Below are 21,816 nucleotides of genomic sequence, written 5' to 3' on the forward strand. Positions count from 1 at the left end.
AGACGACGATGCGGATCGCGATCGCCGGCGGTGGCCTCGGCGGCCTGACACTGGCCCGGGTCCTGCACCGGCACGGCATCGACGCGGTGGTGTACGAACGTGAGGCAAGCCGTTCCGCACGATCACAGGGCGGTTCGCTCGACCTGCACCCGGAGTCCGGGCAACGGGCCCTGGCCGCAGCGGGCCTCACCGGACGGTTCCGGTCCGAGGCACGGCCGGAGGGCGAGGAACATCGCATCCTCGACCCGGCCGGACGCATCCTCGTGCACCACAGGCCACCACCCGGCTCGTTCTCCGGACGCCCCGAGATCGACCGCAGCGCCCTGCGAGACCTCCTGCTCGATTCGCTTCCCGCCGGCACAGTCCGGTGGCGGCACCGGCTCGTCGCGGCGACGCCACGACCCGACGGAGGCTTCGGGCTGACCTTCGACGGCGGCCACAGCGCCGACTGCGACGTCCTCGTCGGCGCGGACGGCGCACACTCGGTCGTCCGGTCGCTGCTGACCGAGGCGGCCGTGTCCCCCGTGGCCACCCTGGTCGAGCTCAGCATCGGCGACGCCGACCGGCGCCACCCGGATCTCGCCGAGTTGGTCGGCCCCGGAAACCTCTGGTGCGTCGGCGTGAACCAGATCCTGGCAGCGCAACGCCTCGGCGACGGCAGCATCCGGGTCGGGATCTCGTTACGCGCGGACGGCCGCCACCTGGACACCTACCGCAGCAAGCGCGCTCTGCTGCACATGTTCGACGGCTGGGCTCCCGGCCTCACCGCGCTGATCGAAGCCGGCGACGGCCCGCCGGCCCCACGCCGGATCGAGGCGATGCCCACCGGTACGCGGTGGGCCCACCAGCCGGGCATCACCCTCGTCGGTGACGCCGCGCACCTCATGCCGCCCGTCGGTGAAGGCGCCAACCAGGCCATGCTCGACGCCGCCGAACTCGCCGCCGAACTCGCCACCGATCCCGCCGACCCCGACTCGGCGATCCGGACGTACGAGGAGGCGATGTTCACCAGGATCCGCCCGATCGCCGAGATGTCCGCACGGGTCCAGGCGATGATGCTGTCCCCCACGGCAGCCGACGACATCGTCCGCTTCTTCACGCCGCAACCCACCGCGCGGACCGACGACGCGTGACGCAGCCGGCCACGCCCTGACGGACGTTCCCGCCTCCTGGACGCGGGGAGCCTCACGAGTGGGCGGTGAGCAGTCCCAGCCCGAAGAGGGTCCAGTCGTTGAGGACGTGCGCGCCCACGGAGGTCCACAGGTTCTTGGTGATCAGATACGGGATCAGCAGGACGACCCGGGCGGTGCCGATGACGAGCAGGCACTGGGCGACGTTCCAGTCGTAGGTCGGCAGGTGGATGGCCGCGAACAGGACCGCGCTGCCGGTCACCGCCAGGACCAGCCCGGCACGTCGCCCGGCGCCCAGCACCGCCGTGGCCAGGGTGAGGACCGCCAGGAACGGCAGGACGGTGAAGACCTCCTCACCGATCAGCTGGGGCACCATGCTGGCGAAGTACGCCAGGCGGTCGAGCGTGCCGAGTCCGGCGAGCGTGTCGTTGGCGGGGTTGCTGCTGACGTCGAGGACGGCGGAGACGACGAGCGCGATCACGAAGGACAGCACCACGTTGATCGCGGCGAAGGCGACCATGAGGCCCACGTCCTTCGGGCGCACCGGCCGGAACAGGTACGACAGCGTCCCCGGAGCCAGGCGGGAGAGCACGAGCAGCGGGATGCCGAAGAAGAGAACGCCGCGCACCGCGACGCTGAGCCAGGGCGGACCGGGCAGGGCGACGAGCAGGTCCGCGGCGGCGGCGACCACGACCGCGCCCATGAGCACCGCCCACTGCCCACCGGTCAGGCGCACCGGCCGCCCGTCGTAGAGGGGAAAGTCCGCCCGGGCGGGCCGGCGGTTCGGTCCACCACCGTGACGGGGCCCAGCGGGCGTGCCGGGCGGAACGGGTGTGGCACTCATGGCGACTCCACCGGATGTCCGGAGCGGTGAGCGCGGCTCGACGTGATCGTACCGTCGCCCCTCCGGAATCCGCAGGTCATGGCCGGGCTGCACGGCCGGCCACGACCACCGGGGTCACACGTCCGGGTCGAGCCGGGCCACCATGCGGCGCAGCGCGGCCTGCCAGCCGTCCGGGTCCTCGGCGCGCCGCCGGGCGTAGCCGGCGACCTCCGGGTGCGGCAGGATCAGGAACCGCTCCTCGGCCAGCCCCGCCACGGTCGCGTCGGCGACCTGCTCGGCAGTGAGCACCGCACCGGAGGCGGCGATCACCCGGGCACCGAGGTGACCGGCGGCGAGGCCGTCGGCGAGCATCGGTGTGTCCACGCCCTGCGGGCAGAGCGCGCTCACCCGGATCCCCCGGTCCCGGTACGTGATCGACAGCCACTCGGCGAAGCCCAGCGCCGCGTGCTTCGTGGCCGTGTACGGGGCGTCCCCCACCGCGGTCAGCACCCCCGCCGCCGAACAGGTGTGCAGCAGACACCCCTCGCCCCGGGCCAGCATGCCCGGCAACACGGCCCGCGCGGCGTACACGTGCGCCAGCACGTTGACCCGCCACGCCCGTTCCCAGTCGGCGTCCGGGGCGTCCAGGCCCCGGCCGGTGGCCACCCCGGCGTTGGCGCAGAACAGGTCGATCCGCCCGTACCGCCGCTCGACGTCGGCGACCAGGGCGGACACCTGGTCGGCGTCGGCGGCGTCCATCGCCACGGCGGAGGCGGCCGGGCCGATGCCGTCGGCCACCGCCCGTACCCGGTCGGCGTCGGTGTCGGCCAGGACCACGGCGGCGGCCCCCTCGGCGACGAGACGCCGGCCCAGCGCCGCCCCGATTCCACCGGCCCCGCCGGTGACGACCACGATCCGGTCGGTCAGGTCCACGTCAGCTCCCCGCCCGACCGCCGCCGTCCGACGGCGGCGGGCCGAGTCGGCTGACCAGGGCCGCCAGGGCCGGCGCGCCCCCGGCGGTCAGCTCCGGGGTGGGCAGCAGCGCCAGCACCGGCACGTCCACGCCGGCCTCGGCGTACCGGCGCACCCCGGCCCGGCAGGCCTCCGGTGAGCCGTGCAGCACCAGCGCGTCGACCAGCTCGTCGGGGACCGCCGCGCTCGCCCCGCGCCGGTCCCCCGCCGCCCACGCCCGCCACATCCCGCCGAGCACCGGCTCCCGCCCCAGCCAGCGGTGGAACTCCGCGTACGCCGGCACGGTCAGGTAGCTGGTGATCAACCGACGGCCGAGGGCGCGCGCGTGCTCGGCGTCCTCGGTCGGACACACGAAGATCCGCGCCGCCACCTCGAAGCCGGGTCGCCGCTCGCCGGCCGCCGCGACGACGGTGGGCACGTCCTCCGCGGCCAGCCAGTTGAGGATCACCCCGTCGGCCTCGGCGGCGGCCAGCCGGAGCATCCCCGGCCGCAGGGCCGCGAGCAGGATCGGCGGTGGCACGGCGGGCGGCCGTTCCAGCCGGAACCGGCGGACGGTGAACGTGTCGTAGACCTCGTCGACCGTCTCGCCGCGCAGCGCCGCCCGCAGGAAGCGCAGCATGTCCCGGGTGCGCCGGAACGGCTCGGTGAAGGGCACCGCGTTCCAGTCCCGCACCACCGTCGGGGAGGACGCGCCGATGCCGAGGCTGAACCGTCCGGGCGCGGCCTCCGCCAGCGACGCCGCGCTCATCGCCAGCAGGCCCGGCCCCCGGGTGAACACCGGCGTGATCGCCGTACCGAGGCGTAGCCGGGGCTGCCAGGCGGCGGCGAGCGCCAACGGCGTGACCGCGTCGGTGCCGTTGACCTCGGCCGACCACACGTCGGTGAACCCAACCCGGTCCAGGGCCGCGTACACCGCGGCGTGGTCGGCCAGCGGCACCCCGGGAAGCGGGACCGTCATACCCCATCGATTCGTCACCGGACGATCGTCCCGCCGATCCCCCGTGGTGGGCAAGATTCCCGGCCGACCACCGGGTCCCGGCTTCCGCCGATAACGACCCGTCGGACGGCACGGAGGTGTTACGACTGCCAGGTGACCACGCGCCCCCCGCCCGCCGACCGGCTCGAACCGGCGGCGGAGGGAGTTCAGCGGGCCTCCTTCCTCGAACTCTTCTTCGACCTCGTGTTCGTCTTCGCCTTCACCCGGATCTCGGCCCGCGCCTTCGAGGACCTCGCGCTGGAACCCGGCGGCGCCAAGGGCTGGCACCCGGTGACCGGTGGCGCCAAGACCCTGCTGCTCCTGCTCGCCCTCTGGGCCGTCTGGCAGGGCACCACCTGGACCATCGGCCGGTACGACCCGTACCACCTCTGGTTGCAGACGATCGTCATCGTCTCGCTGGTCTGCGCCATGGTGATGGGGGTGGCGATCCCCAACGCGTTCACCAACCACGGGTCGACGTTCGCCACCGCGTACGTCGTCGCGCAGGTCTCCCGCCCGCTGATCCTGTACCTCGCGCTGGGTCACTACCACCTACGTCAGCTCCGGGTGCGCATGCTGGTGGTGCACGGCGTGGCCGCGGTGCCCTGGCTGGTCGGATCGGTCATGCCGACCACGGCCCGGGTGATGCTGTGGACGCTGGCCCTGGGCATCGAACTGGTCGCCGCCCGGACCGGCTGGCCGGTCCCCGGCCTGGGCCGCTCCCGCCTGGACCGCTGGCGACCCGCCGGTGGGCACCTGGCCGAGCGCTACCAGCAGTTCTTCCTCGTCGCGGTCGGGGAGACGATCCTGTTCAGCGGTCTGGCCTACAGCGCCCGGTCGTTCACCCCGCCCCGGACGGTGGCGTTCGCTCTCGCGCTGACGACCTCGGTGCTGCTGTGGCGGATCTACTTCCACCGGGCCGGGCGGATCCTGGCCGAGGCGGTGGCCGTGGCCACCCGGCCCGCCGCCATCGCCCGCTCGGCCGCCGACACCCACCTGGTGATGGTGACCGGGGTGGTGGCCACCGCGATCGGGTACGAGCTGGCCATCGAGCATCCCCTGGAGCACCCGGAGGCGGCCTGGATCGCGATGATCCTCGGCGGACCGCTGCTCTTCCTCGCCGGCCGGGCCCGCTTCGAGTACGAGGTGTTCGGGCGGGTGTCCCGCTCCCGGTGGATCGCCATGGTCGCCCTGCTCGCCCCGGGCTGGGCGCTCCTGCACAATCCGTTGCTGTTCTCCGCCGGAACCGCGGCGGTCATCCTGCTCGCGGTGGCGGTCGCCGACGCCCGACGCGCCTACCGCCGCCCGCCCGAGCCCGCCGCTCCCCCGTTCTGACCGGCCGCCGCGACACCGGGCCGGTCAGCCGGCGAAGGAGAGCCACCGGAAGCCGGCCGCCGCCAGGACGGCCCGTTCCGGTCCGGTCAGCGGCGACCGCCCGGTGAGCCGGCTGACCAGGGTGGACCGGTTCCAGCCCAGCTCGGACGGCACGTCCCGGCCATCGGTGAGCAGCCCGGCGACGACCTCCGCCGCCGCCGGTGTCAACCAGGACGGACGTCCCAGAGCGGCGGCCAGGTCGAGTCCGTGCACACCGACCTCGACCACCCGGGTGACCAGGAAGTCCGTCAGGGTCATCGCGTCGCCGTGCCGGGTGCGCACCAGCCGTCCGGGTGGCTGCGCGCGGACGGCGGCGTCGGTGGCCCGCCAGGCCCGGTCGAAGTCGGCGACCAGTGCGTCCCGGTCGGGCAGCGTGGTGGCCTCCCGGCGGGCGCTGGCGACCCGGTCGGCGTCCACCGACGGGGCGAACTTGGCCGCCCCGAAGTAGCCGGCGGCGTCGACCTCCGCGCGGGGCGGGGCGGGAGCGGCGAGCATGCCGGTGAGCCGGTCGACGCCGGTGCGCACGTGCGCGAGGAGTTCCCGGACGGTCCACGGCGGGCAGCCGGTGGGCCGGTCGAGGTCGGCGTCGTCGAGGGTGCGCAGGACCGTCGCGAGCTGCGCGCACTCGTCGCGGAAAGCCACCTGCACCGGGGTCACCGGCGTACTCTCCCATGCCGTTTCGGCCCGGACCTGGCGGGTACCCGCGGCCAGACGAGGGAAGGGGAGGTGGAGGCGCGATGGCCGGGATCATGCTGCGCAGCACGGCGTTCAACGACCACGACCTGTTGCCGGGACGGTTCTCCCGGGACGGGGGGAACCTGTCGCCGCCGTTGCAGTGGGCCGAGGTCCCCGGCTCGGCGCGCGAGCTGGTGCTGATGGTGGAGGATCCGGACGCCGGGAAGACGCCGTTCCTGCACTGGCTGGTGACCGGGATCGATCCCGCCACGGGCGGCACGGACGAGGGCGCGGTCCCGGTGGGTGGCCGGGAGTGGCCGAACGACTTCGGTGAGACGGGCTGGTCCGGGCCGCACCCGCCGCAGGGCGAGGAGGCGCACCGCTACTTCTTCCGGCTGTACGCGTTGGACCGGCCGTTGGAGCTGCCGGCGACCCCGCACGCGCCGGACGTGCACCGGGCGCTAGCCGGGCAGGAGATCGCCAGCGGGACGACGGTCGGCACGTTCTACCGCTGACCCTGGCGACGCGGCTCGGCGGCGGAGAACATGGGCCTGCCGCTGCGGCGGCCGGGCCCGCCCGGCGGTGGTCAGCCCTTGACCCGGGGCACCAGCCGGTGCACCGACGCGAGCACCAGGGCCATCACCACACCCATCGTCCCGACGATGCCGGCGGCGCTGCCGGCGTACCCGACGAAGAGGGGCCGCCGGGTCAGTTCGCGGACCGGCTCCGTGGGCTGACCGTCCAGCCAGCCCAGGGCGACCGCCGAAACGATGATCGCGACCAGGCCGGCGACACCCAGCACCAGGGCCGCCCCGCGGTGCGCGTCGGCCGATTCGACCTGGGCCTGTTCCCGCTGGGTGAGCAGCAACAGCAGCCCTCCGGCGGCGGCCCAGGCACCGACCACCAGGAACGCGGCGACCGCGTCGCTGGGGCGGTGCCAGCCGGCCGAGAGGGTGGCGACGCCGTTCACGGCGGCGTACCCGGCGCCGAGGAACGCCCCGAGCACCCGGACCTTGCGGGGAAGGACGAGGACCAGCGCGACCGCCACCGAGGCCGCGACGCAGGCGTGCCCGCTGGGCAGGCTGTTGCCGACCGCGGCCCGTTCCGGGTCGATGCCGTAGTCGGGCCGGGCGAGACCGTACTTGAGCAGCTGGGTGGTGACGTTCGCGCCGACGATGAGCGCGGTGGCGGTGACCGCCAGGGCGATCCGGCGGCGCAGCAACGCGATGAACCCGATCATCGCGGTGGCGGCCAGCAGGGACACCACGGACACCGCGTTGAGCACCCGGTCGACCGGTTCGTCGATGCGGTCCTGCCCGATCTGGTTGCCGGTCAGGGCCACCGTGTCCAGCCACTGGCCGGTCTCGGTGTGCAGGGCGAGCCGCCAGACCGCGATCAGGGCGACGACGTGCGCCACCGCAAGCAGCACCAGCCACACCCCGGTCCAGACCCTCGCTGACGCTTGCACCCGGACACGGTAGCGCCCCGGGCGACCGGCCCGGGCAACGGGCCGACGACGGTTCGGCGCTAAGTTGGACCGGGTGTCGAGCAGGAGGTGACGGTGACCGGTACGCCGCAGACCGATCAGCCGCCCGTACCCGACCCGCCGGGACCGGAGTCCCTGGCCGACCTGCTCGGCGGACGCCGGGGTGCGGTGGACGCCACCCTGCCCCCGCTCGCGTTCGGTGTGGGGTGGCTGCTGGGCGGGGAGTCGCTGGGGGGCGGAGTGCTCGCGGCGCTGCTCACCGGGGCAGCGGTGGCCGGGTGGCGACTGCGCCGGGGCGACCGTCCCCGCTCGGTGCTGATCGGGTTGCTCGCGGTCTGCGTGGCCGCGCTGATCGCCCTGCGGACCGGTCGGGCGACCGACTTCTTCCTGCTCCAGGTGCTCGCCAACGTGTCCAGCGCACTGGTGTGGGTGGTCAGCATCGCGGTGCGCTGGCCGCTGCTCGGTGTGGTGGTCGGCGTGGCGCTCGGGCAGCGGACCCGCTGGCGGCGGGACCCGGCGCTGCTGCGCGCGTACGGTCGGGGCAGCTGGGCGTGGGTGGCGTCGTACGCGCTGCGGGTGGCCGTCTTCGTGCCGTTGTACCTCGGCGGGCAGGTGGTCGCGCTGGTGGTGGCCCGGGTGGCGCTGTCCTGGCCGCTGGTGGCCACGGTGCTGGCGGTGAGTTGGTTCGTGGTGCGCCGGTCGCTGCCGGCCGGGCATCCGGGGTTGCGGCATCCGGTCGTACCGTCGGAACCGGACGCGCCTCGCCCCTGAGTCGCCGGACGCCAGCCCTCGACCCGACGACAACCATCGACATCCGACGATCGGACTGCCGGTGGCGGCACGGAGAGAAATCGATTCCTTGTCGGTATAGGATCTCAGGTCAACCATCATCGCGTGTCAGCCACACGGGCCATGACGCCCCATTGGTCACCTTCGAGGTCTGACGCTGGATGAGCGCAGGACACCGACAGGGGCGGCATATGACGACCATCTATGACGTGGCGCGGATGGCCGAGGTGTCGACGTCGACGGTGTCGCGGGTGCTGAACGGGCATTCGTCGGTCGATCCGGACCTGGCGGCGCGGGTACGCCAGGCCATGCTGGACCTGGACTACCGCCCCAACGCGGTCGCCCGCAGCCTGCGTCGGCAGCGGACCAGCCTCTGGGCCGTGATCATCTCGGACATCGGCAACCCCTTCTTCACCGCCCTGGTGCGCGGCATCGAGGACGTGGCGCAGGAGGCGGGCTTCTCCGTGGTGCTGTGCAACGGGGACGAGGATCCCGACAAGGAGACCCGCTACGTGACCGCGGCCCTGGACGAGCGGATGGCGGGCGTGATCATCTCGCCGTCGGGACGGCCGTCCCTGATCAACCGGCTCACCGGGGCCGGGATGCCGGTCGTGGCCATCGACCGGCAGCCCCGTGGCGTCGCCGTGGACACCGTGCTGGTGGACAACGTGCACGGGGCGGAGATGGCCACCGCCCACCTGGTCGACAACGGTTACCGCCGGATCGCCTGCATCACGGGACCACGACGGATCTCCACCGCCGTGCAGCGGCTACGCGGATACCAGCAGGCCCTGCGCGCGTCCGGGCGGACCGTGACGGAGGACCTGGTCCGGTACGCCGACTTCCGGGAGGACGGCGGCTACCGGGCGATGGCCTCCCTGCTCGACGCGGCCGAGCCACCGGACGCGGTGTTCGTCACCAACAACCTGATGACGGTGGGCGCCGTGGAGTGCCTGCTCGACAGCGAGGTCGTCGTGCCCACCCAGTGCGGCGTGGTCGGGTTCGACGACCTTCCCTGGGCCCATCTGGTCCGGCCCTCGCTGAGCACCGTCACGCAGCCCACCTACGACCTGGGGCGGGCCGCCGCGGCGTTGCTCACCGAACGGATCACCAACCCGGCGAAGGCGTCCTCGACCGTCACCCTGCGGACGGCCCTGAAGGTCCGCGAGAGTTCGGTCCGGGCCGCCGCGCCGCCGGACGCACAGCCGGCGGACGGCAGCCCCGGGGCCGCACCGACCCGGCCGGCCGGCGGCGAGGACACCTGCCCCGCGATCACAGCGCGACGTCACCGCACAGGTGCACCCGCACCCCGAGCGCGTCGAGCATCGCGGCCTTGACCCGCAGGGCGCGGTCGGCGGCGTCGGCGTCGGCGGCGTAGACCACGTTGACGTGGTTGGCCCTGTGCCGGGCCATCAACTGGTCCCGGCCCACGCCGTGCAGCACGGCGTGCATGATCGGCCACTGCGGGGTGGTGGCCCGGAGCCGACGCTCCGTCTCGGCGGCCGGCAGCTCCACCACACTGCCCCGGCCCAGGTCGACGTGGAGCGTCCCGTCCATCACGAAGATCCGCGACCAGACGATCTCCCCCGGCCGGGAGACACCGCTCAGGGTGCCGCCGCCGAGCGGGAAGTACATCGGCGGCTGCCGCATGCTGTACGACCGGTCGTAGCCGCCGTTGTGCGACGCGGGAACCGAACCGGAGATCTCGAACACCCAGACGAAGTCCGACCCGTACCGTTCCCCCCACCGGATGTCGTGCAGGGTGGTGGCCGGGTCCATCCCCATCGCCGTCCAGATCCGGTTGGTGACCAGGGAGTCCACCGCGACGCCCTCGTCGACCTCGTTGAAGTGCGGCAGCGCCTGTCCCGGATACAGCTCGCGCGTCCCGTCCCGGCTGGTGACCGGCGGCCGGGACACGTCGTTCAGCAGCCCCTCGGCCAGGTCGCTCGCCGGCACCGTGTCCTTGAGTCCCTGCTGGTACTGGATGCCGACCGCGTCCAGGCCGAAGTCGTCGGCGATGCGCAGCACGGCGACGTACATCCTGCACTGGCTGAGCAGTTGCGCGTCGGTCAGTTCGGTCGCCTCGTCGGTGCCGGTGTGGAAGGTCATGCCGGCGGCGTCGAGCCACGCCCGCACCGCGTACGCCTCCTCGTCGGACACCCGCGACATCTCCGCGACCAGCGCGCTCTGCGACAGCCGTTCCTTGTAGACGCCGAGCGGGTTGAGCAGCTCGTCGTCGATGATCGCGTTGTACATGCCCATGCAGCCCTCGTCGAAGACGCCGATGATCGCCTTCTCCCGCTGGAGCTGGGCGGCGAGCGCCCGGCCGAGCGCCACCTCGGCGTCGGACGGCAACGGCGGCAGGTCCCGCACGTGGCTCTCGTCGTGGACCACCTCGCCGGTCTCCAGCCAGGTCTTCAGCCCGTCGCGCGCCCACTCGTCGGTGAAGTCCTCGCTCCACAGCGCCGAGTAGCGCACGCCCGCCTTGGTGAGGCTGCCGGCGAGGTTCAGCAGGCCCACCAGGCCGGGGAACGCCCCGCTCCAGTTCGCCACGAGCAGGATCGGGCCACGGTGGGCGCGCAACCCGGCCAACACGTGGTGGCTGTACTGCCAGACCGCCTCCACGACGACCAGCGGGGCGTCGACCGGGATCCGCCGGAAGATCTCGATGCCGGCGCGCTGGCTGTCGACGAAGCCGTGACCGGTGACCGCGTCCACCGGGTGGGCCCGCTGGACCGACCAGCCCAGCGCGGTGACCGCGGCGGCGAGATCCGCCTCCAGGCGCTGCTGGGTCGGCCACCCGGCGACGTTCGCGCTGCGCCGCAGGTCGCCACTGGCGACCGTGTAGACGGTCCGGGGGGCGGCGGCCGGCGGGTCGACCAGCACCGGCATGCGGTAGTTGCTCACGGGTTGACGTCCTCCACTGGCTCGTCGGTGCCTGGCTGGGGCGAGGTCGCGAGGCGCGCCTGCCGTCGGGTCGTGCCGGTCGACGTCTCAGCCGACACCGCCGAGCCGGGCGTACGTCTCGGCCGCGTTCTCCCTGGTGACCTGCATGGTGGCGAGCGTGGTCGTCCGCGGGACGTCCCGGTCGCAGTCGACCAGGATCCGGCGGGCCAGGTCGACGGCCTCCCGGCCGCCCGTGGCGTACTGGAAGGTCGCCGCGAGCCGGCCCTGCTCGACGGCCTTGATGCCGCCCGACGGGACCGGCAGCGCGTCGATGCCGGTGAACTTCACCCGGGTGTGCAACCCGGCCGCCTTCGCGGCCAGGTACGCGCCCTCGGCCATCGGGTCGTTGTGCGCGTAGACGGCGGCGGCGTCCGGATGCGTCTTGAGCAGCGCGTCGGCCACCGACTGCCCCTTCTCCCGCAGCCAGTCCCCGGGCTGGGAGGCGACGATCTCGATCTTCGGGTTGCCGGCGATGCCCTCCCGGAAGCCCTGCGCGCGTTCGGCCGCCGGGGTGGAGCCGGGCAGACCGGTGATCTCGATGACCTTGCCGCCGTCGGGCAGCAGCGTCCGGGCGTAGAACTCGCCGGCGGCCTTCCCGATCGCGACGTTGTCCCCGCCGACGAAGGCCGTGTACGCCTCGCCCTCCACCTTGCGGTCCAGCACGATGACCGGGACGCCACGGTCGTGCGCCTTCCGCACCACCGCGGTCAGCGGCCTGGCCTCGTTCGGCGAGATGATCAGCAGGTCGATCCGCTGGGTGAGGAAGTTCTCCACGTCGGCGACCTGCTTGCTGTTGTCCTGCGCCGCGTCGGCGACCACCACGGTGAACCCGGGGACGGAGTTCGCCGCCGTCTGCACGTCGGTGTTCATCACCTGCCGGTAGGGCTCGGCGTTGTTCGCCTGCGACATGCCGATGAGGAACTCCTTGCCGGTGCCGCAGTTCCCGGCGGCGGCGTCGCCGTCGGACGGCTTCTCCACGCTGCACGCGCCGGAGGTGACGAGCGCGCCGCTGCACAGCAACGCGAGAACGACGGTACGGGTGCGCATCATGACGCTCCTTGTCGGTGGCGGTTCAGGCGATGCTGTGGCGCAGCTTCTGCAACCCGGCGGCGGCCACGATCACCAGCCCCTTGATCAACAGCTGCACGTTGGCGTCGATGTTGTTGAGCGCGAGGATGTTGTTGAGGATGCCGAGCAGCAGCGCCCCGGCGAGCGTGCCGCCCATCGAGCCGGTGCCCCCGGCCAGGCTGGTGCCGCCGATGACCACCGCGGCGATGGCGTCCAGCTCGTAGCCGGCACCGTCGTTGGGGCTGCCCTGGTTGAGCTGGCCGGCGTGGATGACGCCGGCCACCGCGGCGAGCAGGCCGGCGATGGCGAAGACCGCGACCTTGACCCGCAGCACGGGCACCCCCGAGAGCCGGGCGGCCTTCTCGTTGCCGCCGATGGCGTAGACGTGCCGGGCGAACGCGGTCCTGCGCAACACGACGATCGCGGCCACGCCGATGCCCACGAACAGCACCGCCGGGACGGGCAGCACCCCGTTGACGCTTCCGTTGAGGATCTCGAACGCCGGGGGCGCCTCCTGCGGGCCGTCGCCGTAGGCGATCGGGATGCCGAGCCCGCCCGACCAGATCCGGGCGAGACCGCGCGCCACCTGGAGTCCCGCGAGGGTGACGATGAACGACTGGATACCGAGCCGGGCCGTCGCGTAACCCTGCAACGCGCCGAAGACCGCGCCGATCAGCAGGACCACGGTGACCGCGGGCAGGATGCCCAGTCCGGAGTCGACCATCAGCGTCGCGGTGCCGACGGCGGAGAGGCCGAGGATCGCGCCGACGGAGAGGTCGATGCCGCCGAGCAGGACGACGAACGTCATGCCGACCGCGATGATCCCGATCTCGGACACCGCGCGGACGACGTTGCCCAGGTTCTCCGTGGAGAGGAACAGGATCTCGCCGTCGCGGCGGGGCGAGAAGACGACGGCCAGCACGAACACGACCAGCAGCGCGAAGAGGCTCTGCACGGCGAAGAGCCGCTCGACGAGGTCGCCCCGGCCACCGGGGCGGCCCCACCACCGGCCGGCGGCGGCACCGGGCGGCGCGGCGGATCTCTCCCCCGGTTCGCGGAGGTGGGTCATCGCTCGTCCCTTCCGGCGTACGCGCCGCCCATCGCTGCGGTCAGGATGTCCTCGCCGGTGCACCCGTCGGCCGGCAGGTCCGCGACGGTCCGTCCCCGGCGGAGCACCACGATCCGGTCACAGACCCCGGTCAGCTCGGGCAGTTCCGACGACGCGAGCAGGATGCCCATCCCGTCGTCGACGAGCCGACGCAGCAGCCGGTAGATCTCCGCCTTCGCGCCGACGTCGACCCCACGGGTCGGCTCGTCGAGCAGCAGCAGCCGGGGCCGGGTGAGGATGTGCCGGGCGAAGACCACCTTCTGCTGGTTGCCGCCGGAGAGCGCGCCGACCGGAGCGCCGGCCGACGGTGTCCTGATCGCCAGCGCGGCGATCTGCTCGCGGACCGCGTCCCGCTCACGTCCCACCCGGACGACCCCGGCGGTGGTGAACCGGCGCAGGGCGGCCAGCACGATGCTCCGGCCGACCGGATGCTCCAGGACGAGGGCGGAGCGGCGACGGTCCTCGGGAACGAACCCGACGCCGGCCCGCAGCGCGGACCGGGGGCCGCGCGGGGCGTACGGGCGGCCGGCCAGCCGGAGCACGCCGGTACGCCGGCCGGCCGGGCCCGCGCCGTACAGCGTCTCCAGCAGTTCGGTACGACCCGATCCCATCAGGCCGGCCAGGCCGACGATCTCCCCGGGGCGGACGGTCAGACTGACCCCGGACGGTTCGCAGCGTCCGGGACGGGTCACCCGGGGCCGGACCGCGAGCTCCGCCACCACCAGGACCGGAGGCCCGGTCGGGTCGGTGCCGCCGCGTCCCGCGTCGCGCAGCGCTTCCGCCGGGCCGGGCCCGCCGCGTCCCGCGCCGAACAGCGCTTCCGCCGGGCGGCCGACCATCAGCGTGATGACGCGCTGCCGGTCGGTGCGGTCGGGGCGCAGCGTGCCGGCCACCTCGCCGTTGCGCAGGACGGTGGCGCGGTCGGCGATGTCCTCGATCTCCTCCAGGCGGTGGGAGATGTAGACGACGGCCACGCCGCGCTCGCGCAGCGCGCGGATGGTGGACATCAGCCGGCGTACCTCGGCGTCGGCGAGCGCGGCGGTCGGTTCGTCCATGACGAGGACCCGGGCGTCGAGGGAGAGCGCCTTGGCGATCTCGACGAGTTGCTGCTCGCCGACGCGCAGCGAACCGACCGGTCGACGCGGGTCGATCTCCGCGCCGAGCGGGCCCAGCCAGTCGCGGGCGGTACGGATCATCGCCCGCCGGTCGAGCGTCCGTAGCCGGGTACGCGGTTCCCGGCCGAGCACGAGGTTCTCGGCGACGGAGAGCGCCGGCACCAGGTCGAGTTCCTGGTGGATCGTGGCGATGCCGGCGGCCTGGGCGGAGGCCGGACCGGCGAAGCGTACCGGCTCGCCGCCGACCGAGATCCTCCCGTCGTACTCGGTCACCACGCCGGACAGGATGTTGATCAGGGTCGACTTCCCGGCCCCGTTCTCGCCCAGCAGGGCGTGGACCTCGCCGGCCCGCAGGTTCAGGTCGACACCCCGCAGGGCGTGGACGCCACCGAAGCGCTTCGCGATGCCGGACATCGAGACGGTCACCTGGCCGCTCACCCGGGCCTCCGCAGGAGTTCGGGAATCGATTGCCGGCGAGAGTGGACGGGCCCCGAACCGCCGTCGAGGCCGTCGACACGGGTCGAGCGGCGGCCCGGCCCACCAGACACGACCATTCACGGCACCGCGTTGACGGCCGCGTGGACGGTCTCCGCGAACGCGGTGTCCCGTCCCACTCCGCTGGCGGCGAACCGCCACGTCCCACCCGGGTACTGTCCCGGCGGCCACGAGGTGCCGCCGCTGCGCCAGAGCGGCTGCCAGGCGGCCATCGCGTGCCCCGCGTCGTACCAGGTGTTGTCACCGCGCCAGGCCGAGGCCCACCGGTGCGCGACGACGAGGGACAGGTCCGCTCCCGAGGTCATCGACCACGTCGGCATGCCCGTCACGTCACCGGTCGGCCGGGAGGCCACGGCCGGGTCACCGACCGCCGGCAGCGCGCCGTCGACGTTGAACGCCACCTCCCACACCGGCGCCGTCGTCGGGCCCGTGACCGACCAGGTGACGTCGCTCTGCAGCGCCGGTCCGGTCCACCGGGGCGCCACGGTGAGCAGCCAGTCGGCGGTGACCGGCTCGTCCCCCATCCGGATGCCGACCAGGTGGAGCCGGGAACCGTCGGCCGAGACGTCCACCCGGGCCGGCGGGCCCGCCCGGTCGGTGACGTCGAACCGGCCGACCGCCAGGTAGGGGCCGGTCCCCCGGTGCGACGAGTCCAGCGCCGACCGGTACGCCCCCGCGCCCGCCGGATCGACCTCCAGGGACGCGATCCGGGTGTGTGGCCAGGTCCGCACGTCGGCGCGCAGGAATCCGGTGCTGACCTGGTAGCCCCGGGCGACGACCCCGGTGGACCAGGTCAGCGGGGCGAGCCAGAGCCCGCCCTGCCCCCAGCCGGCGTGACTGAGGTACCAGTTCCCGCCGTCGACCACGACCTCCGCGGCGTGCGCGTCGAGCACGGTCACCTTCTCCGCCCCCTCGAACCGCAGGGGGTCCCGGCTGCGGTAGACCGCGGTGCGCCGGTACGCCGCGCCGTAGTCCGTGCCGTCGCAGCAGACGAAGAGGTACCACCAGTCCCCCCGGCGCACCACGAACGGCGACTCCGTCTGCCCGGCCGCCCGCCCGGTGTGCGGCGACGCGTACGCGACGCCCCGCCCGCTCCAGGTCCGCAGGTCGGTGCTGGTGCGGTAGGCGACCACGTGGTTGCCGCCCTGCGGGTGGGAGGTCGCCGTGTAGTACATGACCCAGCGGTCGCCGACCCGCGTCACCATCGGGTCGCGTCCCTCCCAGCCGTCGGTGAACAGCGGGTTGGCCGGGCTGCGGGTCCAGGTGAACAGGTCGGTCGAGGTGGCCAGGTGCATCCGGTAGTTCGCGTAGTCGGGACTCCCGGCCGCGTAGAACATGTAGTAGACGCCCCGGTCGTGCACGACGTGCGGCGCCCAGATCCACTGCTCGCCCGCCGCCGGGTCGGCGACCAGCGCCGGTGGTCGTTTCGTCCAGGGACCGGTGGGCGTGGGGGCGGTCGCGTGACCGAAGCTCTTCTCGTCCTGCGGCGCGCCCGGCTCCGCGTGGGTGATGGCGAAGACGTGCCACATTCCCGTCCGCTCGTCGCGCACGAGCGTGTGGTCGTTGTAGTACCAGGCCACCGGCTCCCCCACGCTGGGGTCGTAGACCCGGGTCAGCGGCCCGCGCGCCGGCGTCTCGCCCACCGTCTCGTACGCCGTGGTGGTCACCGCCGCCAGCGGACCGACACGCCGCAGGGCGATCGTGTCCAGGCCGGCGAGGAAGCCGGTCGACGACGCGGACCGCCCGGTCACCGTCACGGTCAGCCGGTGGGTGCCGGCGGTGAGCGAGGCCGATCCCAGCGGCACCGCCTCGACGCGCCGCACGGTCGGCGCGTAGCCGTCGAAGAGCTGACCGACGGCCACCCCGTCGACGGCGAAGCGCAGGGTGCCGTAGTCGGCGGCCCGGGTGAGCACGGCACCGAGGTCGTACTGTCCGGCCGGCACCGGCGGCAACGTCACGGTGACCGAGTCCCCCGCCCGAGCCGCCCGCAGCCAGAGCTGACGGCCGGCCGACCAGGCGACCCCGCAGCAGTTGGCCTGCGCCTCGACCGGGGCGGTGGACGAGGTCACGGTCAGCGCCTCCGCCTCCACCCGGACGACGTCCTCGGCGGCGGCCGGCCCGGCCGGGACGGTCACCAGGGCGGCGCCCAGCAGCAGCACCACGAGCATCCGGGGGATCCGCATCACGACACGCTCGGCCGGGGCAGGTCGGTGCCGGGCGCGAAGCGGTCGTGCCACCGGACACCGGCGCCGAAGCCGCCGCCGGTGGAGAGCGCCACGTAGACGTCCGCCGCGCTTCCCCGGGTGAACGTGACCAGGTCCGCGCGTCCGTCGCCGTTGACGTCGCCGACGCCGGGAAGCTCGTCGCCGATGGCGAACCAGTCGTGCCACCGGGTGGCCTGCGGGACGAACCGGCCGCCGTCGGAGAGCGCCACGAACACGTCACCCGACGTCCCCCGGGTGAACGTCACCACGTCGTCGCGCCCGTCCCCGTCGACGTCCCCGAGCGCCGGCAACTGGTCGCCGAGCACGAGCGAGTCGTGCCACTTCCAGCCGTCCTCGACGAACCGGGTCCCGTCGGAGAGGGAGACGAAGACGTCGCCCGTGGTGCCCCGGGTGAACGTCACCAGGTCGTCGCGCCCGTCACCGTCGACGTCGCCCACCGCCGGTATCTCGTCGCCGATCGCGAAGTGGTCGTGCCACTTGACGCCGGGACCGAAGCCGCTGCCGGTCGACAGCGCCACGTACACGTCGCCGGCCCCGCCCCGGGTGAAGGTGATGATGTCCGTGCGCCCGTCGCCGTCGACGTCGCCGACCGCGGGGATCTCGGTGCCGGTGGCGAAGAAGTCGTGCCACTTCACCCCGGCCGCGTAGGTGGTGCCGGTGGAGAGTCCGACGTAGACGTCGGCGGTGTCGCCACGGGTGAAGGTGATGACGTCGGCCCGGCCGTCGCCGTCGACGTCCCCGGTGAACGGGATCTCCGTGCCGACGGCGAAGAAGTCGTTCCAGATCCGCGTGTCCGGGACGAACCGGGTGCCGTCCGAGAGCGAGGTGGTCACGTCGGCGGTGGCGCCCCGGGTGAACGCCACCACGTCGTCCCGGCGGTCGCCGTTGGCGTCGCTGGTGTTGCGGGTGCGGGTGGTCGCCGACACCTCGGCCGAGGGCGTGGCGGCGTTGCCGGCGCCGTCGACCGCGACGACCCGGTAGTAGCGGGTCTGCGCGGCCGGCAACGGGCCGTGCCGGAAGGTGGTGGTCCGGGTCGTGCCGACCAGGTTGGCCGGGGTGGTCGCGACGTTGGGGTTGCGCGAGGCGTAGACCCGGTAGCCGGCGACGCCCACGTTGTCCGACGACGCCGACCAGGCGAGGCCGAGGGCGTGCACCCGCCCACCGGCCAGGGTGAGACCGGTGACCGTGCCCGGCGCGGACGTGTCGACGAACGGCGCGACCATGCTGTCGGCCTCGTAGCGGGCCGCCGTCCAGGCCGGGGCGCCGGCCACCGGGGTCAGGGTGACGGTGACCGTCGACCGGCCGGCGGTCAGCGCGGCCGGGAGGACGAACTCGTCGGCCAGCCAGCGCTGCCGGCCGTTGCCCAGCGCTTGCAGCCACACCCCGGCCGGCGTGCCGTCGACCGACACGGCGGCCTGCTGGTACCCGTTGGCCTGGTCGCCGTGCCGGCGCAGCCGTACGCCCTGGTTGGCGGGGTCGACGGCGAGCCGGAAGCTGACCGCGCCGCCGCCGGAGCGCACCTGACCGGTGACCGGGACGTTGTCGTCGTCGCCCTCGTACGGCGTGGTCAGCGCGGACTGGCTGCCGGAGTCGGTGTAGGCGTGCGCGGTACGGCTGGCCGCGTCCCCGGTGACCAGCGCGTCGGTGCGGCGCAGGGCGACGCTCGGCTGGGTGTAGAGGAACGCGGTCGAGGCGTAGTCGGCCGGCATGTCGTTGGCCGGGCCGTGCTCGATGCCGAACCGCAGCGCCGTGGCGTAGGAGACCGCGTCGCCGATCATCAGCCGGTAGACGGCGTCACACTCGTCGACGCAGCCCCCGGACCGGAACAGGTGGGCGGTGTTGCCGGTGAACACGCCGCTGTACTCGCCACGGTTGAAGTACCACCCGGACTCGTAGAAGTCCTCGGTGCCGGTGCCGTAGATCTGCGGCGTGGGCGAGCCGTCGACGTGGACGCGCTCGTCACCCTCCAGGTAGTTGCGGGTGTTGCCGCCGACGATGTGGCCGCGGGCGGTCTGGGACACGCCGACGAACCGTCCCCGACCGGCCTGGTCGGCGACGATCCAGTCGCTGCCCCCCACCGTTTCGGCACGGCGGGAGTGGGTGGTGAAGTAGCCGGCCGTGCCGTCGGGGGCGAGCGCGCCGGTCCAGGTGGCGCCCGGCGCGGTGGTCACCTCGGCCTGGACGCCGGTGACCGGGGCGCCGGTGGTGTTGGCGACCGACACCGTGGCGGTGGACCGGAACGGCATCGGCCACCAGGCGGTGTACCAGCCGCCCGGCGCGGTGTCCATGGCGAACATCAGGGAACGGACGGACCGTTCGCCCAGGCCCGCGCCGAAGAACTCGCCCACCGGACTGTCCACCGTGGTACGTCCGTCGAAGGAGATCCGCAGCCGCAGGCCCGACAGGGTGGCCGGGGTGGCCGCCGCGTCGGGCACCCGCAGCCGCAGCGCGGTGACCGCGCCGGGCCCGGTGAGCGTGGCGATCGTCGACTGCCCGCCCGCCGGGACGTCCACCCGGGCGGTCACGGTGGTCGCGCCGGGCTGCGCGGGCTTCGGGTCACGTTGGCCGGCCGCCCGTAACCGGTCCACCACGTCGGTCGCCGGGTCGCGCGGGTCGAAGGTGGACACCCCGACCGCGTCGGCGAACTCCCGGTAGGTGACGTGGTGGAAGAGCGGGTTGAACTGGGTGGTGATCCGCATCGAGTCGCGGTAGGGCATCGGCACCTTGATGGTCACCCCGCCCGAGGTCTGGTCGGCGTTGGTGACCAGCGGCCAGACGAAGGGGTGGCCGAGACCGCCGTCGACGATCCGCTGGAGGCTGGCGTCGACCACGGTGACGCCGTCGAGTTCGATCCGGATCCAGCCGGTGGCGCTGACGTTGCCGTCGTCGCGGGTGAACCAGATCGACTGCACCTCGCCGGGCCCACGGTCCTCGGCGATGACGCAGCCGCCGGACTGGCGCAGGCAGGAGTAGGTGCCGACGAAGCCGTCGTCGTTGGAGCCGTCCCGGGCGAAGCTGGAGAACTGCCGGGTACGGCTGCCGGCCGCCAGCTCGGGCAGCCGGTCGAGCCGGCGGTACACGTCCCAGCCGACCGGGCCCTTCCCGTCGGCGACGGCGAGCGGCGCGGGCGGCGGGGCAGCGGGCGGGGGCGGAGCGGACGGGGCGGCGTGTGCCGCCGTCGGGGGGATCACGGTCGCCAGCGCCGCGACGAGGGCCAGCCAGCGGCGGACGTGGGGCTTCATGGATGTCCCTCCAGGATGACCGTCGGCAACCGCGCGGGAAATCGATTGCTCGGCAGTTAACTGGGAACATCGCAAGTTGTCAATACTTTACCGTCGCCACCCAGTTGCTGAAGGAGAACTTCACGACGCATTGACAGCGGTCATGGTCCTGGCGATACTCCTCGGCAATCGATTTCTCACGTACGCACGGCCACCGGCAGCGCCCGCGCCGGCACCGGACCGGTTCCGTGGCGCCGCTCGCCGAACCGCTGACACCCCTGGACAGGAGCATCGTGAGACGTACTCCCCTGGCCCTGCTGGTCAGCCTCTGCACCGCGCTGGCGTCGGTCGTGGTGGCCGCTCCGGCGCACGCCGACGCTCCGGTCGGACCGCTGGCCTGTGCCTCCATCCCCGCCAACCACGATCCCGCGATCACCGTGATCGTCTACCGGGTCGCCCGTGCCCACAACGTCAACGACAAGGTCATGCTGTCCGCGTTCGAGGCCGGCTGGGTCGAGTCACACATGAACAACCTGCCGTGCGGCGACAAGTCGTCGCTCGGGGTCTTCCAACAGCGGTGGGACTACGGCTGGGGCACGCCGGAGCAGATCATGGACCCGGTCTACGCCAGCACGCAGTACGTCACCCGCGCAATCGTCTGCGACCGGAACAACCCCCAGTACACCGCCGGTCAGGTCGCCCAGTGCGTGCAGCGCTCCGGCTTCCCCGACCGCTACGACCAGGTGGCGACCAAGGCGCGGACCCTGCTGAACGAGGCGGCGCGCACCCACGCCATGGCCGCCGGGTCCGCCACCGACGTCAGCGGTGACGGCCGCGACGACATCATCACCTTCACCCAGAACGCCCTCGCCGACGTCTACGTCAGCACGTCCACCGGCACCGGCTTCGCCGGGACCTCGGTGAAGTGGAACGACTTCTTCTCCATCGGCGGCGAGACGGCCTCGACCGGCGACGTCAACGGCGACGGCAGGGACGACATCGTCACCTTCGCGCACAGCAACACCGGCGACGTGTACGTGGCGCTGTCGAACGGCACCAGTTTCGGCGGCGGCCAGAAGTGGCACGACTGGTTCGCCCCCGGCGCGGAGATCGGCGCGGTCGGCGACGTCAACGGCGACGGGCGCGACGACATCGTCGCCTTCACGCACAACGCGGCCGGCGACGTGTACGTCGCGCTCTCCACCGGTTCGTCGTTCGCCGGCACCGCCGTCAAATGGCACGACTACTTCTCCATCACCGGCGAGTTTCCCGCCCTGGGTGACGTGAACGGCGACGGCAAAGACGACATCATCACCTTCACCCAAGGACCCACCACCGCCGCCGACGTCATCATCGCCCTCTCCACCGGCACCACATTCGGCCCACCCCAAAAATGGCACGACCTCTTCGCCA

General features: G+C 73.2%; 17 protein-coding genes. 6 read left to right on the top strand and 11 right to left on the bottom strand.

All coding sequences use genetic code 11. The features are described 5' to 3' along the window. Positions 1-8 precede the first annotated feature (8 nt). Positions 9-1,133: an FAD-dependent oxidoreductase gene (locus QSK20_RS29780; protein ID WP_285791937.1), complete on the top strand. Its 1,125-nt coding sequence runs from the start codon at positions 9-11 to the stop codon at positions 1,131-1,133. A 52-nt stretch (positions 1,134-1,185) separates the two neighbouring features. On the opposite strand, the gene QSK20_RS29785 is transcribed toward QSK20_RS29780, so the two are convergent. The 3 genes from QSK20_RS29785 to QSK20_RS29795 all read right to left on the bottom strand — a co-directional run bounded on the left by QSK20_RS29785 (position 1,186) and on the right by QSK20_RS29795 (position 3,883). Beyond that, positions 1,186-1,974: a CPBP family intramembrane glutamic endopeptidase gene (locus QSK20_RS29785; protein ID WP_285791938.1), complete on the bottom strand. Its 789-nt coding sequence runs from the start codon at positions 1,972-1,974 to the stop codon at positions 1,186-1,188. Positions 1,975-2,088: 114 nt separating this feature from the next. Then, on the bottom strand, positions 2,089-2,886 hold the full coding sequence (locus QSK20_RS29790) for an SDR family oxidoreductase (RefSeq protein WP_285791939.1): 798 nt from the start codon (positions 2,884-2,886) through the stop codon (positions 2,089-2,091). 1 nt (position 2,887) lies between these two features. After that, the gene (locus QSK20_RS29795; RefSeq protein WP_285791940.1) at positions 2,888-3,883 is read right to left on the bottom strand and encodes an LLM class F420-dependent oxidoreductase; all 996 of its coding nucleotides are present in this window, start codon (positions 3,881-3,883) and stop codon (positions 2,888-2,890) included. A gap of 132 nt (positions 3,884-4,015) precedes the next feature. On the opposite strand from QSK20_RS29795, the gene QSK20_RS29800 reads away from it, so the two are divergent. Beyond that, the gene (locus QSK20_RS29800) at positions 4,016-5,236 is read left to right on the top strand and encodes a low temperature requirement protein A (protein WP_285791941.1); all 1,221 of its coding nucleotides are present in this window, start codon (positions 4,016-4,018) and stop codon (positions 5,234-5,236) included. A gap of 24 nt (positions 5,237-5,260) precedes the next feature. Here the strand turns inward: QSK20_RS29800 and QSK20_RS29805 are convergent, their stop codons facing one another. Further along, positions 5,261-5,932, bottom strand: a complete 672-nt coding sequence (locus QSK20_RS29805) for a maleylpyruvate isomerase N-terminal domain-containing protein (protein ID WP_285791942.1) — start codon at positions 5,930-5,932, stop codon at positions 5,261-5,263. A gap of 80 nt (positions 5,933-6,012) precedes the next feature. On the opposite strand from QSK20_RS29805, the gene QSK20_RS29810 reads away from it, so the two are divergent. After that, positions 6,013-6,465 (top strand): YbhB/YbcL family Raf kinase inhibitor-like protein, encoded by a 453-nt coding sequence (locus QSK20_RS29810; protein ID WP_285791943.1) that lies wholly within the window; start codon positions 6,013-6,015, stop codon positions 6,463-6,465. Positions 6,466-6,536: 71 nt separating this feature from the next. Here QSK20_RS29810 and QSK20_RS29815 read toward each other — a convergent pair whose 3' ends face one another. Continuing rightward, positions 6,537-7,418 carry a phosphatase PAP2 family protein gene (locus QSK20_RS29815; protein ID WP_285791944.1) on the bottom strand — a complete coding sequence of 294 codons (882 nt, stop codon included), beginning with the start codon at positions 7,416-7,418 and terminating at the stop codon, positions 6,537-6,539. A gap of 93 nt (positions 7,419-7,511) precedes the next feature. On the opposite strand from QSK20_RS29815, the gene QSK20_RS29820 reads away from it, so the two are divergent. Further along, positions 7,512-8,207, top strand: coding sequence for a DUF3159 domain-containing protein (locus QSK20_RS29820; protein ID WP_285791945.1), 696 nt, complete (start codon positions 7,512-7,514; stop codon positions 8,205-8,207). Between the two features lie 209 nt (positions 8,208-8,416). Next, on the top strand, positions 8,417-9,562 hold the full coding sequence (locus QSK20_RS29825; protein ID WP_285791946.1) for a LacI family DNA-binding transcriptional regulator: 1,146 nt from the start codon (positions 8,417-8,419) through the stop codon (positions 9,560-9,562). Here QSK20_RS29825 and QSK20_RS29830 read toward each other — a convergent pair. The 6 genes from QSK20_RS29830 to QSK20_RS29855 form a co-directional block, all read right to left on the bottom strand. Continuing rightward, positions 9,498-11,132 (bottom strand): fucose isomerase, encoded by a 1,635-nt coding sequence (locus QSK20_RS29830; RefSeq protein ID WP_285791947.1) that lies wholly within the window; start codon positions 11,130-11,132, stop codon positions 9,498-9,500. The genes QSK20_RS29825 and QSK20_RS29830 overlap by 65 nt on opposite strands. Positions 11,133-11,219: 87 nt before the next feature. Then, positions 11,220-12,221, bottom strand: a complete 1,002-nt coding sequence (locus QSK20_RS29835) for a substrate-binding domain-containing protein (protein WP_285791948.1) — start codon at positions 12,219-12,221, stop codon at positions 11,220-11,222. A 22-nt stretch (positions 12,222-12,243) separates the two neighbouring features. After that, on the bottom strand, positions 12,244-13,308 hold the full coding sequence (locus tag QSK20_RS29840; protein WP_285791949.1) for an ABC transporter permease: 1,065 nt from the start codon (positions 13,306-13,308) through the stop codon (positions 12,244-12,246). Continuing rightward, positions 13,305-14,900, bottom strand: coding sequence for a sugar ABC transporter ATP-binding protein (locus tag QSK20_RS29845; protein WP_285791950.1), 1,596 nt, complete (start codon positions 14,898-14,900; stop codon positions 13,305-13,307). Before QSK20_RS29845 ends, QSK20_RS29840 begins: the two co-directional genes overlap by 4 nt. 116 nt (positions 14,901-15,016) lie before the next feature. Beyond that, positions 15,017-17,140, bottom strand: coding sequence for a family 43 glycosylhydrolase (locus tag QSK20_RS29850; RefSeq protein WP_285791951.1), 2,124 nt, complete (start codon positions 17,138-17,140; stop codon positions 15,017-15,019). Next, complete coding sequence (locus tag QSK20_RS29855; RefSeq protein ID WP_285791952.1) at positions 17,140-20,424, bottom strand: DUF2961 domain-containing protein; 3,285 nt, start codon at positions 20,422-20,424, stop codon at positions 17,140-17,142. Before QSK20_RS29855 ends, QSK20_RS29850 begins: the two co-directional genes overlap by 1 nt. 272 nt (positions 20,425-20,696) lie before the next feature. Here QSK20_RS29855 and QSK20_RS29860 point away from each other — a divergent pair. Beyond that, positions 20,697-21,816: FG-GAP repeat domain-containing protein (locus tag QSK20_RS29860; RefSeq protein WP_285791953.1), on the top strand; the 1,120-nt coding region annotated here is incomplete at its 3' end.

The sequence above is a fragment of the Micromonospora sp. NBRC 101691 genome (assembly GCF_030269285.1).
GTDB classification, from domain to species: Bacteria; Actinomycetota; Actinomycetes; order Mycobacteriales; family Micromonosporaceae; genus Micromonospora; species Micromonospora echinospora.

What these genes read in the sequence shown, in the direction of transcription:
- QSK20_RS29780 (WP_285791937.1), top strand. Translation starts at nt 9, where the DNA reads ATGCGGATCGCGATCGCCGGCGGTGGCCTCGGCGGCCTGACACTGGCC.
- QSK20_RS29795 (WP_285791940.1), bottom strand. Translation starts at nt 3,883, where the DNA reads ATGACGGTCCCGCTTCCCGGGGTGCCGCTGGCCGACCACGCCGCGGTG.
- QSK20_RS29835 (WP_285791948.1), bottom strand. Translation starts at nt 12,221, where the DNA reads ATGATGCGCACCCGTACCGTCGTTCTCGCGTTGCTGTGCAGCGGCGCG.
- QSK20_RS29825 (WP_285791946.1), top strand. Translation starts at nt 8,417, where the DNA reads ATGACGACCATCTATGACGTGGCGCGGATGGCCGAGGTGTCGACGTCG.
- QSK20_RS29855 (WP_285791952.1), bottom strand. Translation starts at nt 20,424, where the DNA reads ATGAAGCCCCACGTCCGCCGCTGGCTGGCCCTCGTCGCGGCGCTGGCG.
- QSK20_RS29850 (WP_285791951.1), bottom strand. Translation starts at nt 17,140, where the DNA reads ATGCGGATCCCCCGGATGCTCGTGGTGCTGCTGCTGGGCGCCGCCCTG.
- QSK20_RS29785 (WP_285791938.1), bottom strand. Translation starts at nt 1,974, where the DNA reads ATGAGTGCCACACCCGTTCCGCCCGGCACGCCCGCTGGGCCCCGTCAC.
- QSK20_RS29810 (WP_285791943.1), top strand. Translation starts at nt 6,013, where the DNA reads ATGGCCGGGATCATGCTGCGCAGCACGGCGTTCAACGACCACGACCTG.
- QSK20_RS29840 (WP_285791949.1), bottom strand. Translation starts at nt 13,308, where the DNA reads ATGACCCACCTCCGCGAACCGGGGGAGAGATCCGCCGCGCCGCCCGGT.